This is a genomic window from Sphingomonas flavescens (assembly GCF_030866745.1).
Taxonomy (GTDB): Bacteria; Pseudomonadota; Alphaproteobacteria; order Sphingomonadales; family Sphingomonadaceae; genus Sphingomicrobium; species Sphingomicrobium flavescens.
Map to the genome: position 1 here is coordinate 623677 of NZ_CP133016.1, position 13348 is coordinate 637024.

Sequence of the window (13348 nt, forward strand, 5' to 3'; positions counted from 1 at the left end):
ATCCATTGGGCAGCGAATGGATCAACCCGTTCTTGACTGCCTGATCGTTGGCGGCGGCCCCGCGGGCCTCACCGCCGCCATCTACCTGTCGCGTTATCACCTCGACATCCTGGTGATTGACGGCGGCAAGAGTCGCGCGTCCTGGATACCCACGAGCCACAATCACGCCGGCTTTCCCAAAGGAATTCACGGGTCGGATTTGCTGGATCGGATGAAGGAGCAAGCGCGGCTCTACGGCACGCGTATCGAGGAGGGGCAGGTCACCCGGATCGATAAATGCGACGACGGGACTTTCGAAGCCGAGTGGGGCTCAGGGCCTTTTCGAGCGAAAACCGTTCTGCTTGCGACAGGGGTTACCAACCGCCGCCCGCCAATGGACGAGGAACTGCACGACGCGGCGATGGCTGAAGGGCTGATTCGCTACTGTCCCATCTGCGACGGCTATGAGGTCACCGACAAGAAAGTCGGCGTGCTTGGCAATGCGGAACGCGGACCAGCGGAAGCGATATTCCTGCGTAGTTATACCGCGGATGTCACCCTGATTGAGCCAGATGGCCCGCTAGCCCTCACGTCGGAAGACCGCGAACGCCTTCGACGCGCAGACGTAAAGATGATCGACGGACCCGTCTCGGTGATCGAACCCGGAGAGGGTGAGATCCACGTCGAAACGCCCTCCGGCTGTCTGAGCTTTGCCAGCATCTACCCGGCTCTCGGCAGCGACGTGCACAACAATCTCGCAAAGATGCTCGGCGCCAACCTCAGCAGCGACGATTGCGTTGTTGTCGATGATCATCAGCGCACCAGCGTTCCCGGCCTCTATGCCGCAGGCGACGTGGTGAAAGGGCTCGACCAGATCAGCCACGCCATGGGCGAAGGCGGCGTCGCCTCCACGACGATCCGGAATGATCTTTGCAAGGAAACGCCGCTGTACCGCGCGCCGGCGTCGTCGATGGAGAATGCCGAGGAAGGCAGTTAGGCGAGGAAGGCAGGGTCCAGTACAATGCGCCGGTCCTTGAGGTCCGCTATTCCAGCGCGGTAAGGAATCAGCGACCGCTTGCCATCCGCGAGCTCGATCTCGAGCAGATCGCCGGCCCCGTAGTTCTCGACCGCAACCACGGTGCCGATTTCTGCGCCTTCGGCGTCAGCCGCCGGCAATCCAATCAGGTCAGCGTGATAATATTCGCCCTCCTCGAGAGGAGGGAGGGCTGACCGATCGACCTCGATCAGCGTTCCTCGCAAGGCCTCGGCAGCGGATCGGTCGTCGACGCCCTCGAAGCGCGCGACACCTCCCTTGCCGGCCTCACGAACAAACAGGAGGCGCCGTTCGACGCCTCCTGCAAAGACCATCTTCTGCCGGGCCAGGCTTTCGACGCTATCGCTGAACAGCTTCAGCCGCACCTCGCCCTTGATGCCATGTGCGCCGGCGACCGCGGCAAGCGCGATCCGCTTTTCCGAAGCCGCCGGCGACATGATTACTCGGCCTTCGCGCCTTCCTCGGCGGCTTCCGGCGATTCCTCGGCCGCAGCCGTGGTCTCGGCCGTCGCTTCCTCAGCAGGGCCTTCAGCCGGCTCCTGGCTCGACTCACCCGTCACTTCCGCAGGTTGGTCACCGGCGTCGCTGTTCGGGGTCGCCTCATTGGCGTCCGCCGGAGCCTCTTCGCCAGTCGAAGCTTCAGCCGCGGCGTCCGAAGCGGCCGGCTCATCAGCGGGAGCTTCTTCCTGCGGCGCGGCGGCGGCCTCTGCGGCAGCGGCTTCGGCATCAGCAGCCTTCTTGGCGCGCTCTTCGATACGCTCCTTGGCCTTTTCGCCCGGCTCCGCCTTCTTGGGATTGTTGCGCGCAGCGCGTTCCTTGATGCCGGCCGCATCGAGGAAGCGGAGGACGCGGTCCGACGGCTGCGCGCCGACGCTCAGCCAATGGCTGATGCGGTCCGCGTCGAGCTTCACGCGCTCCGGCGAATCCTTCGCCAGCAGCGGGTTGTAGGTGCCGACCTTCTCGATGAAGCGGCCATCACGGGCGTTGCGGCTGTCGGCCACGACGATCCGGTAATAGGGGCGCTTCTTGGAGCCGCCGCGCGAAAGACGAATTGCAACTGCCATTATAACTTCCTTTCGTAATACGTTCTATTTCTTGATGAATTTGTCGAAACCTGGGGGCAGATTGAATGGCGCCTGGCCGCCGAGACCGGGGAGACCTCCCCCAGCTCCACCGAGCCCCGGGAGGCCGCCCGCGCCACCAGGTCCGCCGGCACCGCCTAGACCCCCGAGGCCCCCGCCACCGCCGAACATTGCCGCAAGCTTGCCGAGGCCGCCCATCTTCTTGAGCCGCTTCATCACCGTCGACATTTCCTGATGCATCTTCAGCAGCTTGTTGATTTCCTGCACCGTGGTGCCGCTGCCCTTGGCGACGCGGATCTTGCGCTTGGCGTTGATGATGTCCGGGCGCGCCCGCTCCTTGGCGGTCATCGACGACAGCATCGCTTCCATGTGCACGAGCGCCTTGTCGTCCTGCGCCTTGTCCATGGCGCCCTTCATGCCCTTGAGGCCCGGCATCATGCCGGCCAGCGCGCCAAGGCCACCCATCCGCTGCATCTGGCGAAGCTGGGCCCACAGGTCGTCGAGGTCGAACTTGCCCTTGGCCATCTTGGCCGCAAGCTTCTCCGCTTCCTCAACCTGAATCGTCTCCGCGGCACGCTCGACCAGGCTGACCACGTCGCCCATGCCGAGGATGCGTCCGGCAACGCGCTCCGGGTGAAAGGCCTCAAGCTTGTCGATCGCCTCGCCGACACCGGCGAACTTGATCGGCTTGCCGGTCACCGCGCGCATCGAGAGCGCCGCACCGCCGCGCGCATCGCCGTCCATCCGGGTCAGCACTACGCCGGTCAGGTCGACTTCGGCCGCGAAGCCCTTGGCGACGTTGACCGCGTCCTGGCCGGTCAGGCTGTCGACGACGAGCAAGGTTTCCGCCGGGTTCGACGCGGCTGCGACAGCCTTCATCTCGCCCATCAGCTGGTCGTCGACGTGCAGGCGGCCCGCGGTGTCGAGCAGGACGACGTCGTAGCCCTGCAACCGCGCCGACTGCAGCGCGCGCTTGGCAATGTCGACCGGCTGCTGCCCGGCGACGATCGGCAGCGTATCGACGCCTGCCTGACGCCCTAGCACCGCCAGCTGCTCCTGCGCCGCCGGACGGGCGACGTCGAGCGAGGCCATCATGACCTTCTTGCGCTCGCGATCAGTCAGGCGCTTGGCGAGCTTGGCCGTCGTTGTCGTCTTACCCGAACCCTGCAGGCCGACCATCATGATCACCGCCGGCGGCGCGACATTGAGGTCGAGCTCGGCCGTTTCGGCGCCCAGCGTCTCGACGAGCGCGTCGTGGACGATCTTGACGACCATCTGCCCCGGCGTGACCGAGCGCAGCACTTCCTGGCCGACCGCTTTCTCGGTGACCTGTTCGACGAAATCGCGCGCAACCGGCAGCGCGACGTCGGCTTCGAGCAGGGCGACGCGCACTTCGCGCATCGCGCCACGCACGTCAGCCTCGCTGAGCGCGCCGCGCCCGCGAAGCCGGTCAAATACGCTGCCGAGCCGATCGCTCAACGTGTCGAACATTCAAATCTCCTCAGTCGATGCGCGCCCATATGGGATGCGAAACGCAAAAATCGCCGGCGGACGAAACCTCGTCGGCCAGCGTGCACCCGTGAGCGCTACATCGATGTCTGTCCTAGGGACCCGGGGGCGCTTAGCGGCATCCGGCCCTAAGTTCAACCGCGGGGCTTGCCGCCTCCCGGTCCACCGCGACCGCCACCGCCGCCGGGCTTGCCGCCACCATTGCCGTTCCCGCCTCCGCCACGCGGCGGACGGCCGCCACGACGATGACCTTCGGCCGGACCACGCGGCGGGCCGCGGCGATCCGGACGCTGCCGCTCCGGCACGCGGTCGATCGGGCGCGACTGCTGCATCTGCTGGCGCGGGCCGACGGCATAGCCTTCCTTCAGCAGCTGCGTGAACGCGGTGCGGGTGGTCTCGGCGATCGCGTCCTGCAATTCCTTGGGCAGGTCGGCGAACGTCACATTGGCGTGGATCGCCTGGACGTCGCGCAGCAGCTGGTTGGGGAGCCCGCCTGACGCGCGCTTCAACGCCGCAATGCCGTCCAGCACCGCGGAGAAGATGATCGATTGCATGACGTCGTTGGCGGCTTTTTGCATTTTGGCCTCGTTGGTGGACTTGGGCATGGACCGCACCTAAGTCACGCGCCCAATGCGGCGCCCCTTCCACAAGATGCATGGCCTCGGCAACGATTTCGTGATCGTCGACGCACGGGATGAGCCGTTTGCGGTGACCCCGGCGCTCGCGAAGGCCCTTGCCGACCGCCGTACGGGCGTGGGCTGCGACCAGCTCATCGTGCTGGAGCCGAGCGATACCGCCGATCTCCGCATGCGCATCTGGAACAGCGACGGCAGCGAGGTCGAAAGCTGCGGCAACGCCACCCGCTGCGTCGTCCAGCTGACTGGCGCCAACGACATCGAGACCGACGGCGGAATGCTCACCGGCCACGCGCTGCAGGGTGAGGTCGAGGTCACACTGCCGGAGCCGCGCTTTGGCTGGCAAGAAATTCCCGTTGCCTATGCCATGGACACCAATGCCCTTCCGCTGGCGTGGGATGGCCTGGAACATCCCATGGCCGTCAACGTCGGCAATCCGCACGTCGTGTTCTTCGTCGCCGACGCCAGCAAAGTGCCGCTCGACGTGCTCGGCCCGCACATTGAGCATGACCCCGCCTTCCCCGAGCGGATCAACGTCAACGTCGCAACAGCTACTGACAACACACTGAACTTACGCACTTTTGAACGCGGCGCGGGGGAAACGGCAGCCTGCGGAACGGGCGCCTGCGCCACCGCCGTCGCCGCTATCGCGAGCCGGCGCGCGCAGTCACCGGTGCAAGTCCACATGGCGGGCGGCACCCTGACGATTGCATGGGCCCCGGGTGAGCCGATCCGGATGCGCGGCAAGGCCACGCATGTCTTCTCGGGCGAACTTGACCTGGACGCGCTGCAGTGAGCGTCGAGACCATCACCCTCGGCTGCCGCCTCAACTATGCGGAGAGCGAGACGATCGCGCGCACGGCGCCGGCCGACGAGGACTGGATCGTCGTCAACAGCTGCGCGGTGACCAATGAAGCGGTGCGTCAAACACGTCAGGCCATCCGCCGCGCGCATCGCCAGCGTCCGGAGGCTCAAATCATGGTCACCGGCTGCGCGGCGGAGCTGGAACCGAAAGCCTTCGCGACCTTGCCTGGCGTGTCGCGAGTCATTGGAAACGCGCGTAAACTCAAAGGCTTGGCAGCCAATGACGTCATGCCGCCAGTTCCCGCCGGCTTCATGGGTCATGTCCGCAGCTTCGTCGCGATTCAGACCGGGTGCGATCACCGCTGCACCTTCTGCTCGATCTGGCAGGCGCGTGGTCCCAGCCGATCGTACAGCTTCGAAATGATCCGCGATGCGGTAGCGCGCGAACTCGATCGCGGCGCGCGCGAGATCGTTCTGACCGGCGTCGACATCACCGATTACGAGGATGGACTCGGTAAGCTGTGCCAGCGCCTGCTCCATTCCCAACCTCGGCTCAAGCGCCTTCGCCTGTCTTCGCTCGACAGCATCGAAATCGACGATGCGTTGCTGGAACTTATCGCCGGCGAGCCGCGATTGATGCCGCACTTCCACCTCTCGCTTCAGGCCGGCGACGACATGATCCTGAAGCGCATGAAGCGCCGACATAGCCGCGCCGACGCGGTTCGGACGGTCGACCGCATCCGTTCGCTGCGAGCGGACGCCACCATCGGCGCCGACCTGATCGCCGGCTTTCCCACAGAAACTGAAGACATGGCCTTGAACTCACTGAAACTGATAGAAGATTGCAGCGTCGTGGCTGCACACATCTTTCCTTTTTCGCCTCGACCCGAGACGCCGGCCGCGCAGATGCCTCAACTTGGTCGCGAAGTCGTGAAAGCCCGCGCAGCGCGCCTCCGTGAAACGGCTGCTGAGCAACGCCGACGGTGGCTGGACGGTTTGGTTGGTTCGACCCAGCCAGTGCTCATCGAGAACAATGGCAAGGGCCACTCCGACAATTTCGCTCCCGTTGCGATTGCGGACTCCAAGCGCGGTGACGGCGGGCCGGCGCGTATCACGTCGTGCGAAGGCGACCTGTTGCAGGCGGTGTGGGCATGAGCTGGCTTGATCGTCTTCGCGGTGGTTTCGCCAAGACCGCCGAGCGCGTCGGTGACAACCTCACCGGCCTGACCAGCCGCGCTGCCCTCGACACGTCGACCCTCGACGACATCGAGGAAGCTTTGGTCGCGTCCGACCTCGGCCCCGAAGCCTCGCACCGCATTCGAGAAGCCATTTCGCGACAGAAGTTCGAGCGGCTCGACGAGCGCGGCCTTCGGTCGATCCTCGCCGACGAGATCGAAAAGATCCTGGCGCCGGTCGCGAAGCCGCTGGAAATTACCGGCTTCCCCCGTCCTCACGTCATCCTCGTCATCGGCGTCAACGGCTCAGGCAAGACCACCACCATCGGCAAGCTCGGCCACTGGCTGCGCGAGCAGGATTATGGCGTTCTGCTCGCGGCCGGCGACACCTTCCGCGCCGCAGCGATCGAGCAACTCCAGATCTGGGGCCAGCGCATCGGCGCGCCGGTGATCTCCGGGAAGGAAGGCGGCGACGCGGCCGGCATCGTGTTCGACGGGGTCAAGCAGGCGACCGCCACCGGCGAGGACGTGCTCATCGTCGACACCGCGGGCCGCCTCCAGAACAAGTCGCATTTGATGGAGGAGCTGGCGAAAATCCGGCGCGTCCTCGGTCGCCTCAATCCGGAGGCCCCGCACGACATCCTGCTCGTGCTCGACGCCACCACGGGTCAGAATGCGCTTGCTCAGGTCGAGGTGTTCCGCGAGACCGCAGGAGTGACCGGCCTCATCATGACCAAGCTCGACGGGACCGCGCGCGGCGGCATCCTGGTTGCCGCTGCCGAAAAGTTCGGCTTGCCCATCCACGCCATCGGCGTCGGCGAGAGCGCGGATGACCTTCGCCCGTTCGATCCGCGCGCCGTCGCCCGCGCCATCGCCGGGTTGCCACCCGAATGACCGCAAGGGCCGAGCCGCAGGGCGGCGCCAAGCTGTTGATCGACCTGGGTCCGCTGCTGGTCTTCTTCCTCGTCAATTTCTTCGCGCCCGTCCCGGCCGTGATGAAGATCTTCGTCGCCACCGGCGCCTTCATGATCGCCATGGTTGCCGCGATGCTGTTTTCGGCCATCCGCTACCGCAGCATCTCGCCCCTGTTATGGTTCTCCGGCGCGATGGTGGTGATCCTCGGCGGCCTGACGATCTGGCTGCACGACGAGACCTTCATCAAGATGAAGCCGACGATCTACTACGTGCTGGTCGCAGGCCTACTCGCTTTCGGTCTCGCTACCGGCAAGCCGCTGCTGCAGCGGGTATTAGGCTCAGCCTACCCCGGGCTGGACGAGACCGGCTGGAACAAGCTCACGCGCAACTGGGCAATTTTCTTCGCCTGCATGGCCTGCCTGAACGAAGCGGTCTGGCGAAACAGCAGCACCAGTTTCTGGATCGGATTCAAGCTGTGGGGCGCCCTGCCCCTCACCTTCATCTTCGCGGCGGCTAACATTCCAATGCTCATGCGGCACGGCCTCATGAAGGAAGATGCAGTTCCAGTTGAGCCCGGGCCGGTTGAATGAGCCAGCCGATCCTTTCCATCCGCCAGCTGCGCAAATCCTATGGCTCTGGAACGGAAGCGCTGAAGTCCGTTGACCTCGACATCAATCGCGGCGAAATCTTCGCCCTTCTCGGCCCGAACGGCGCGGGCAAGACGACGCTGATCAACATCATTTGCGGTATCGTCACGCCAACATCGGGCGAGGTGCTGATCGACGGCCGCAATTGGCAGTCCGATTATCGCTATGCCCGGGAGCGGATCGGCCTGGTGCCGCAGGAGCTGACGACCGAAGCGTTCGAGCCGGTGCAGCGTACCGTCACCTTCTCGCGAGGGCTATTCGGCAAGCCGCGCGACGACCGCAAGATCGAGGACCTGCTGAAGCGCCTGTCGCTGTGGGACAAGCGCAAGACGATCATGATGCAATTATCGGGCGGCATGAAGCGCCGCGTGATGATTGCGAAGGCGCTGAGCCATGAGCCAGCAATCCTCTTCCTCGACGAGCCAACCGCGGGTGTCGATGTCGAGCTCCGCCGCGACATGTGGGATCTCGTTCGCAAGCTCCGCGATGACGGCGTCACGATCATCCTTACGACGCACTACATCGAGGAAGCCGAGGAAATGGCAGACCGCGTCGGCGTTATCCGCCGCGGTGAGCTGATCGCCGTCGACGAGAAAAGGGCGCTGATGGCGCAACTCGGCCGCAAGACGCTCGACATCATGCTCGCCGACCCCCTTTTCGCCGTGCCTGCCGAGCTGTCCGACTGGAAAGTGAGCATCAAAGAGGACGGGCACGTGCTGTCCTACGAGTTCGACAGCAACGCGGAACGGACGGGCATCGCTTCGCTCATGCGCCGGCTGACCGATCTCGGCATCGCCTACAAAGACCTGTCGACCCATCAATCGAGCCTCGAGGATATCTTCGTCGAGCTGGTGCACCGCCCGAGGACCGACGCATGAACTGGCACGGGATCGCCGCCATCTACCGCTTCGAAATGGCGCGCTGGGGACGCACGCTCTGGCAGAGCCTGATCACCCCGGTGATCACCACCGCGCTTTACTTCGTGGTGTTCGGTTCCGCGATCGGCAGCCGGATGACCGACATGGACGGCGTCAGCTTCGGCAGTTTCATCGTTCCCGGCCTCACGCTGCTGTCGGTGTTTATGCAATCGATCTTCAATGCCAGCTTTGGCATTTATTTTCCGAAGTTTACGGGCACGATCTACGAGCTCTTGTCAGCCCCGATTTCGAGCTTTGAGGCAGTGCTCGCCTACGTTGGGGCAGCGACGACCAAGTCCGTGATTCTCGCCTTGGTAACGATCGCCACCGCGGTGTTTTTCGTCCCCCTGAGGATTGATCACCCGTTCGCGATGGTCCTGTTTCTGCTCGCGATTTCGGCCGGCTTCTGCCTGTTCGGGTTCGCGATCGGCGTCTGGGCGCAGAATTTCGAGCAATTGCAGATCATCCCGATGCTGATCATAACGCCGCTGACTTTCCTTGGCGGTGCCTTTTATTCGGTGAAGGCGCTGCACGAGCCGTTCCGGACGATCACGCTCTTCAACCCGGTCGTCCATCTGATCAGCGGGTTTCGCTGGAGCTTCTACTCGATTGCCGACGTGCCGGTCTGGTCCAGCATCGCCGTGACAATAGCGCTAATCGCCCTCTGCCTCGCAGTGATCGCCTGGATGTTCCGCACCGGCTATCGTCTCAAGCAGTAACAGCATTCTTCAGGGGGCTCATGTTGCGTAAGATTATCCTCTGCTCGGCGATTGCCGTCGTGCTGCCGCTGTCGGCCGTGGGCGCACAGCCGGTCCGGCCGATTCCCCCGCCCATTCCCACGCTCGTCCCACCGCAGCCGCCCCTCGTGAGAGCGAGCGGCCAGGTTCAAACTGGCGAAGGTGTTGTGGACGTCGATCTTCTGGTTCTTAACGATGACGCGGCGCTGCGTTTACGATGGCCGGGCGAGAATGATCGCGAGCTCAACTGGCTGACCAAGCCCGGGGACGTTCTGTCGCTCCTTGCCGACAAGAGAATGGCGTTTCTCTGGGCGCCACTTACCGAATGGGCAGGCCCCGCGCTGGAACGCATGCGTGACCGGCGCCTCGCGAAGCTTCAGGCCGCCGCGGCAGTTGGCGAAAGCGCTCAGGCGGCAGCCGCCACGATCGAATCGACGGTGCGCCCCCGCACCCGCGCCATCCTCCAACTTGCCGGCTTTCTGATCGAAACCGGGCAGCCGAATGAAGCCGAGCGCATCCTGCAGGAGCGCTTGGCAACGATGCCGCTCGCGCGCGACAAATCGCGCTGGAACGAGATCGAATGGTTCACGGTCGCGTCACGGATTGCCACCGCGCGCACCGCGCGGGGCGACATCCGGGGCGCATTGGCTGAATATGATCTGGCGCAAACCACACTCGGTGACAGTCCTTACGCAATCAACGCGCTCGTCAATCGAGCCGCCCTGCTTTTGCGCGATCGACGTTATGCCGAGGCCTTGAGCGTCATCGATCCCGCTTGGAAGCAGTGGCAAGCCACCCGGTCCGACGACAAGGTCGGGGGAAGCGAACGGCAGTTTGCGTGGATCAGGGCCTGTGCGCTCGAAGGCCTCGGCCGACGGGCCGAAGCGGACGAGGCATTTCAGCCGGTTCTGGCGGCCAAGGACAGCTGGGATCGCGATTTCGTCATCGACTCCGATCAGAAGCTGCAAATGCGCGGCCTGGTCTGCATGCGACGGACCGCCGCCGTCAAAGCGATGATCGCGGAAAATATCCGCAACGGCTTTTCGAGCAACGCGCTGCTGATCTTCCAGCCGGCTTATCGTCCGCTTTTCGATGCCGATTTCTGGGCCACGATCACCTCCGACCCGGAACTTCAAAAACTGGTTCGCGAGCGGATGCGGGAACTACCGCCGGAGTTGGCGCCAGCGCTGAACGGCTGGCGCCTCTAAACCTGCCTCCTAGGAGGCAAGCTCCGGGGAATGCGCGCCTTCGCCCTGGTTGGCCCGCTCAAAGCCCTGCCCATCCAGGTTCTGGGCGACGAAATCCCAATTGACGATCTTGGAGAGCACGGTCGACGCGAAGCGCGGACGCTCGTTGCGATAATCGATGTAGTAGGCGTGCTCCCACACATCGAGCGTGAAGAGCGGGACCATGCCCTCATGAACGATGGGCGTGTCGGCGTCGTGCAGTGACGTCACCCGCAATGCGCCGCGGTCGAGCACGAGCCAGGCCCAGCCGTTGGAGAAATGGTTGACCGCCTCTTCCTGAAGCTTGTCGAGCAGCGCCTGCGGCGTCCCGAAACCGTCCTCGATCAGCTTGGCAAGCTTGCCCTCGGGCTGCTGGCCCTGCGCTGGCGCCAGACATTGCCAGAAGAAGCTATGGTTCCACAGCTGGGCGCTGTTGTTGAACAGCTTCTGGTTCCCGCCCGCCTTGGCCTGCTTGACGACCTGCAGCAGCGATGCGTCGCCCAGATCCTTCTCCGCCTGGAGCAGTTCGTTCGTCTTCGTGACGTACGCCCGGTGGTGCTTGCCGTGGTGATATTCCAGCGTTTCCGCCGACATCACGGGGTCCAGCGCGTCCTTGGCGAAGGGAAGTTCGGGAAGTTCGAAGGGCATCGGGCACTCCTAAAGACATGAAGACCGCTCAGCGACGGCCTCGATTGCAAAGCCCCCGCCCGCAGAACTCCCCTCTGCGCTCGCCGCATGAAAATACAAGCCTGAAACGGTCGAAATGAGCGCGAGATCAGGCGGCGCTGTCCTGCAGCTTGTGCCGCTTGAGCGCGTGTCTTAGCTGGTCGTAGCTGAGGTTGAGGGCGGCCGCGGTTGCGCGCTGATTGAAGCGATTCCGCCGCAGGGCGTCTTCCAGCAACTGCCGCTCGTAATCCGCGATCGCTGCACGAAAGTCGCTCGTCGTGGCAATTGGCGTTGGAGCAGCAGCGGGCGTCAACGAAGGCTCCTCGCTGTCGGCAGTGCTCGATGCCGGGGCGATGGGTCTGCTCGAGGTGGGCGCCCACGGCGAATGGAATGGATCGAAGTTGATCTCATCGACCTGCCGTTCGGGGTCCTCGTGCCGGTACACGGCCCGCTCGACGACGTTGCGCAGTTCTCGGACGTTGCCGGGCCAGGAATAGGCTTCCAGCGCGGCGCTCGCCCGCGAGGAGAAGCCCGGCCAGTTGGACCAGTCCAGTTCCACTGCCATTCGCCGGCCGAAGTGCTCGGCGAGCAGCGGCACGTCGCCCTGACGCGCGCGCAGCGGAGGTAGCGTAATGACCTCGAACGACAGCCGGTCGAGCAGATCCGCGCGGAACTTGCCCTTGTCGACCTGCGAGGGAAGGTTCTCGTTGGTCGCCGCAACGATGCGCACGTCGACCTTGACCGGCTTCGAGGCGCCGATGCGGGTGATCTCACCATATTCGACCGCGCGGAGCAGCCGGTCCTGCGCGGGCATCGAGAGCGTACCGAGTTCGTCGAGAAACAGGGTCCCGCCGTCCGCTTCCTCGAACCGGCCATGGCGGGTTTTCGATGCCCCGGTGAAACTGCCAGCCTCGTGCCCGAACAACTCTGCCTCGATAAGGTTTTCGGGCAAGGCGGCACAGTTCATGATGATCAGCGGCCCCGCCCAGCGCGAGGACAGGTGGTGAAGTCGTTCGGCGATCAGTTCCTTGCCGGTGCCGCGTTCCCCAATGACCAGCACGGGACGATTTAGAGGGGCGGCACGGCTCGCCCGCTCGACCGCATCGAGGAACGCCAGGCTCTGGCCGATGAACTGATCGGAACGCTCCATTGATCCCCGTCCGGATTTGGCCGACTGTTGGTGGCGAATCCCACCATTTGGCAAGGATTTTCAGCCTTGGTTGTCGCCATTTTTCGACGAACTACAGGACTTTCGCCCTTTCGTTGATTTTGGCACGCCTGTTGCTTCTTAAAAGGCAAGTTAGGGCCCTAATTCGAATGCGGAGTGCTGAATGAGTATCTTTTCCCGGACGCGGGATATCTTCGCGGCGAACATCACCGAGATGCTCGACCGGTCGGAAGACCCGGCAAAGATGATCCGAATGGTCATCCTCGAGATGGAGGAGACGCTGGTTGAGGTTCGCGCCTCGGCAGCGCGCTGTATCGCGGATGGCAAGGAAATGCGCCGCGCCTTGTCGCGCCTCGACGAGCTGCAGCGCAGCTGGACCGAGAAGGCCGAGCTCGCGCTGAGCAAGGACCGCGAAGACCTGGCGAAAGCCGCGCTGATCGAGCGTCAGAAGGCGGCCGACATGGGCGAAGGCCTCCGCGACGAGATCAAGGTCATCGACGATACGCTGAAGAGCTACGAGGGCGACATCGCCAAGCTTCAGGGCAAGCTTCGCGAAGCGCGCGCGCGGCAAAACGCCATTGCGGTTCGGTACGAAAGCGCGGTCACCCGCGGGCGCGCTCGTGAGCTTCTGAATGGCGGCCGCACGGAAGATGCTTTCAGCCGGTTCGAAATCCTCGAACGCCGCGCCGATTTCGCGGAAGGACGTGCCGATGCGCTCGGGATGACCGGCCCGAAGAGCCTGGAAGAAGAGATTGCCGAATTGAGAGCCTCGGAATCGGTCGATGCCGAGCTGGAAGCCATGAAGGCCGCACTCAAGGCCAAGGGGAAGTAACTG

At 64.1% G+C, this 13348-nt stretch carries 14 protein-coding genes and 1 pseudogene; 9 read left to right on the top strand and 6 right to left on the bottom strand.

Going from position 1 to position 13348, the window contains the following annotated elements; translation table 11 throughout:
* The first annotated feature begins 16 nt into the window (after positions 1–16).
* The gene (locus tag QU596_RS03185) at positions 17–976 is read left to right on the top strand and encodes an NAD(P)/FAD-dependent oxidoreductase (protein ID WP_308517111.1); all 960 of its coding nucleotides are present in this window, start codon (positions 17–19) and stop codon (positions 974–976) included.
* On the opposite strand, the gene rimM is transcribed toward QU596_RS03185, so the two are convergent.
* The 4 genes and pseudogenes from rimM to QU596_RS03205 all read right to left on the bottom strand — a co-directional run bounded on the left by rimM (position 973) and on the right by QU596_RS03205 (position 4228).
* Positions 973–1470 carry a ribosome maturation factor RimM gene (rimM, locus tag QU596_RS03190; protein WP_308517113.1) on the bottom strand — a complete coding sequence of 166 codons (498 nt, stop codon included), beginning with the start codon at positions 1468–1470 and terminating at the stop codon, positions 973–975. The genes QU596_RS03185 and rimM overlap by 4 nt on opposite strands.
* Before the next feature lie 158 nt (positions 1471–1628).
* A pseudogene (gene rpsP, locus QU596_RS03195) lies at positions 1629–2096 on the bottom strand (30S ribosomal protein S16); the annotation flags it as partial.
* Positions 2097–2120: 24 nt separating this feature from the next.
* The gene (gene ffh / locus QU596_RS03200) at positions 2121–3605 is read right to left on the bottom strand and encodes a signal recognition particle protein (RefSeq protein ID WP_308517115.1); all 1485 of its coding nucleotides are present in this window, start codon (positions 3603–3605) and stop codon (positions 2121–2123) included.
* A 152-nt stretch (positions 3606–3757) separates the two neighbouring features.
* Complete coding sequence (locus tag QU596_RS03205; RefSeq protein ID WP_308517117.1) at positions 3758–4228, bottom strand: hypothetical protein; 471 nt, start codon at positions 4226–4228, stop codon at positions 3758–3760.
* Positions 4229–4253: 25 nt separating this feature from the next.
* Here QU596_RS03205 and dapF point away from each other — a divergent pair, with 25 nt between their 5' ends.
* The 7 genes from dapF to QU596_RS03240 are packed head-to-tail and all read left to right on the top strand — an operon-like array spanning position 4254 to position 10661.
* Complete coding sequence (gene dapF, locus QU596_RS03210; RefSeq protein ID WP_308517119.1) at positions 4254–5054, top strand: diaminopimelate epimerase; 801 nt, start codon at positions 4254–4256, stop codon at positions 5052–5054.
* Positions 5051–6217 (top strand): MiaB/RimO family radical SAM methylthiotransferase, encoded by a 1167-nt coding sequence (locus QU596_RS03215; RefSeq protein ID WP_308517121.1) that lies wholly within the window; start codon positions 5051–5053, stop codon positions 6215–6217. Before dapF ends, QU596_RS03215 begins: the two co-directional genes overlap by 4 nt.
* Positions 6214–7131, top strand: coding sequence for a signal recognition particle-docking protein FtsY (gene ftsY, locus QU596_RS03220; protein ID WP_308517124.1), 918 nt, complete (start codon positions 6214–6216; stop codon positions 7129–7131). Before QU596_RS03215 ends, ftsY begins: the two co-directional genes overlap by 4 nt.
* Positions 7128–7742 carry a septation protein A gene (locus QU596_RS03225; RefSeq protein ID WP_308517126.1) on the top strand — a complete coding sequence of 205 codons (615 nt, stop codon included), beginning with the start codon at positions 7128–7130 and terminating at the stop codon, positions 7740–7742. The genes ftsY and QU596_RS03225 overlap by 4 nt, the downstream gene beginning before the upstream one ends.
* Positions 7739–8677, top strand: a complete 939-nt coding sequence (locus tag QU596_RS03230; protein WP_308517127.1) for an ABC transporter ATP-binding protein — start codon at positions 7739–7741, stop codon at positions 8675–8677. Before QU596_RS03225 ends, QU596_RS03230 begins: the two co-directional genes overlap by 4 nt.
* On the top strand, positions 8674–9435 hold the full coding sequence (locus QU596_RS03235; RefSeq protein WP_308517129.1) for an ABC transporter permease: 762 nt from the start codon (positions 8674–8676) through the stop codon (positions 9433–9435). Before QU596_RS03230 ends, QU596_RS03235 begins: the two co-directional genes overlap by 4 nt.
* A 20-nt stretch (positions 9436–9455) precedes the next feature.
* On the top strand, positions 9456–10661 hold the full coding sequence (locus QU596_RS03240) for a tetratricopeptide repeat protein (RefSeq protein ID WP_308517130.1): 1206 nt from the start codon (positions 9456–9458) through the stop codon (positions 10659–10661).
* A gap of 9 nt (positions 10662–10670) precedes the next feature.
* Here QU596_RS03240 and QU596_RS03245 read toward each other — a convergent pair whose 3' ends face one another.
* Both QU596_RS03245 and pspF read right to left on the bottom strand, forming a co-directional pair.
* Entirely contained in the window at positions 10671–11327 is a 657-nt protein-coding gene (locus QU596_RS03245) for a superoxide dismutase (protein WP_308517131.1), read from the bottom strand.
* A 127-nt stretch (positions 11328–11454) separates the two neighbouring features.
* On the bottom strand, positions 11455–12495 hold the full coding sequence (gene pspF / locus QU596_RS03250; RefSeq protein ID WP_308517132.1) for a phage shock protein operon transcriptional activator: 1041 nt from the start codon (positions 12493–12495) through the stop codon (positions 11455–11457).
* Between the two features lie 181 nt (positions 12496–12676).
* Between pspF and pspA the strand changes: the two genes are divergently transcribed.
* The gene (pspA, locus tag QU596_RS03255) at positions 12677–13345 is read left to right on the top strand and encodes a phage shock protein PspA (protein WP_308517133.1); all 669 of its coding nucleotides are present in this window, start codon (positions 12677–12679) and stop codon (positions 13343–13345) included.
* Positions 13346–13348: the final 3 nt, after the last annotated feature.

What these genes read in the sequence shown, in the direction of transcription:
- QU596_RS03235 (WP_308517129.1), top strand. Translation starts at nt 8,674, where the DNA reads ATGAACTGGCACGGGATCGCCGCCATCTACCGCTTCGAAATGGCGCGC.
- QU596_RS03240 (WP_308517130.1), top strand. Translation starts at nt 9,456, where the DNA reads ATGTTGCGTAAGATTATCCTCTGCTCGGCGATTGCCGTCGTGCTGCCG.
- QU596_RS03205 (WP_308517117.1), bottom strand. Translation starts at nt 4,228, where the DNA reads ATGCCCAAGTCCACCAACGAGGCCAAAATGCAAAAAGCCGCCAACGAC.
- QU596_RS03230 (WP_308517127.1), top strand. Translation starts at nt 7,739, where the DNA reads ATGAGCCAGCCGATCCTTTCCATCCGCCAGCTGCGCAAATCCTATGGC.
- rimM (WP_308517113.1), bottom strand. Translation starts at nt 1,470, where the DNA reads ATGTCGCCGGCGGCTTCGGAAAAGCGGATCGCGCTTGCCGCGGTCGCC.
- pspA (WP_308517133.1), top strand. Translation starts at nt 12,677, where the DNA reads ATGAGTATCTTTTCCCGGACGCGGGATATCTTCGCGGCGAACATCACC.
- dapF (WP_308517119.1), top strand. Translation starts at nt 4,254, where the DNA reads ATGCGGCGCCCCTTCCACAAGATGCATGGCCTCGGCAACGATTTCGTG.
- QU596_RS03225 (WP_308517126.1), top strand. Translation starts at nt 7,128, where the DNA reads ATGACCGCAAGGGCCGAGCCGCAGGGCGGCGCCAAGCTGTTGATCGAC.
- pspF (WP_308517132.1), bottom strand. Translation starts at nt 12,495, where the DNA reads ATGGAGCGTTCCGATCAGTTCATCGGCCAGAGCCTGGCGTTCCTCGAT.
- QU596_RS03185 (WP_308517111.1), top strand. Translation starts at nt 17, where the DNA reads ATGGATCAACCCGTTCTTGACTGCCTGATCGTTGGCGGCGGCCCCGCG.
- ffh (WP_308517115.1), bottom strand. Translation starts at nt 3,605, where the DNA reads ATGTTCGACACGTTGAGCGATCGGCTCGGCAGCGTATTTGACCGGCTT.
- QU596_RS03245 (WP_308517131.1), bottom strand. Translation starts at nt 11,327, where the DNA reads ATGCCCTTCGAACTTCCCGAACTTCCCTTCGCCAAGGACGCGCTGGAC.
- ftsY (WP_308517124.1), top strand. Translation starts at nt 6,214, where the DNA reads ATGAGCTGGCTTGATCGTCTTCGCGGTGGTTTCGCCAAGACCGCCGAG.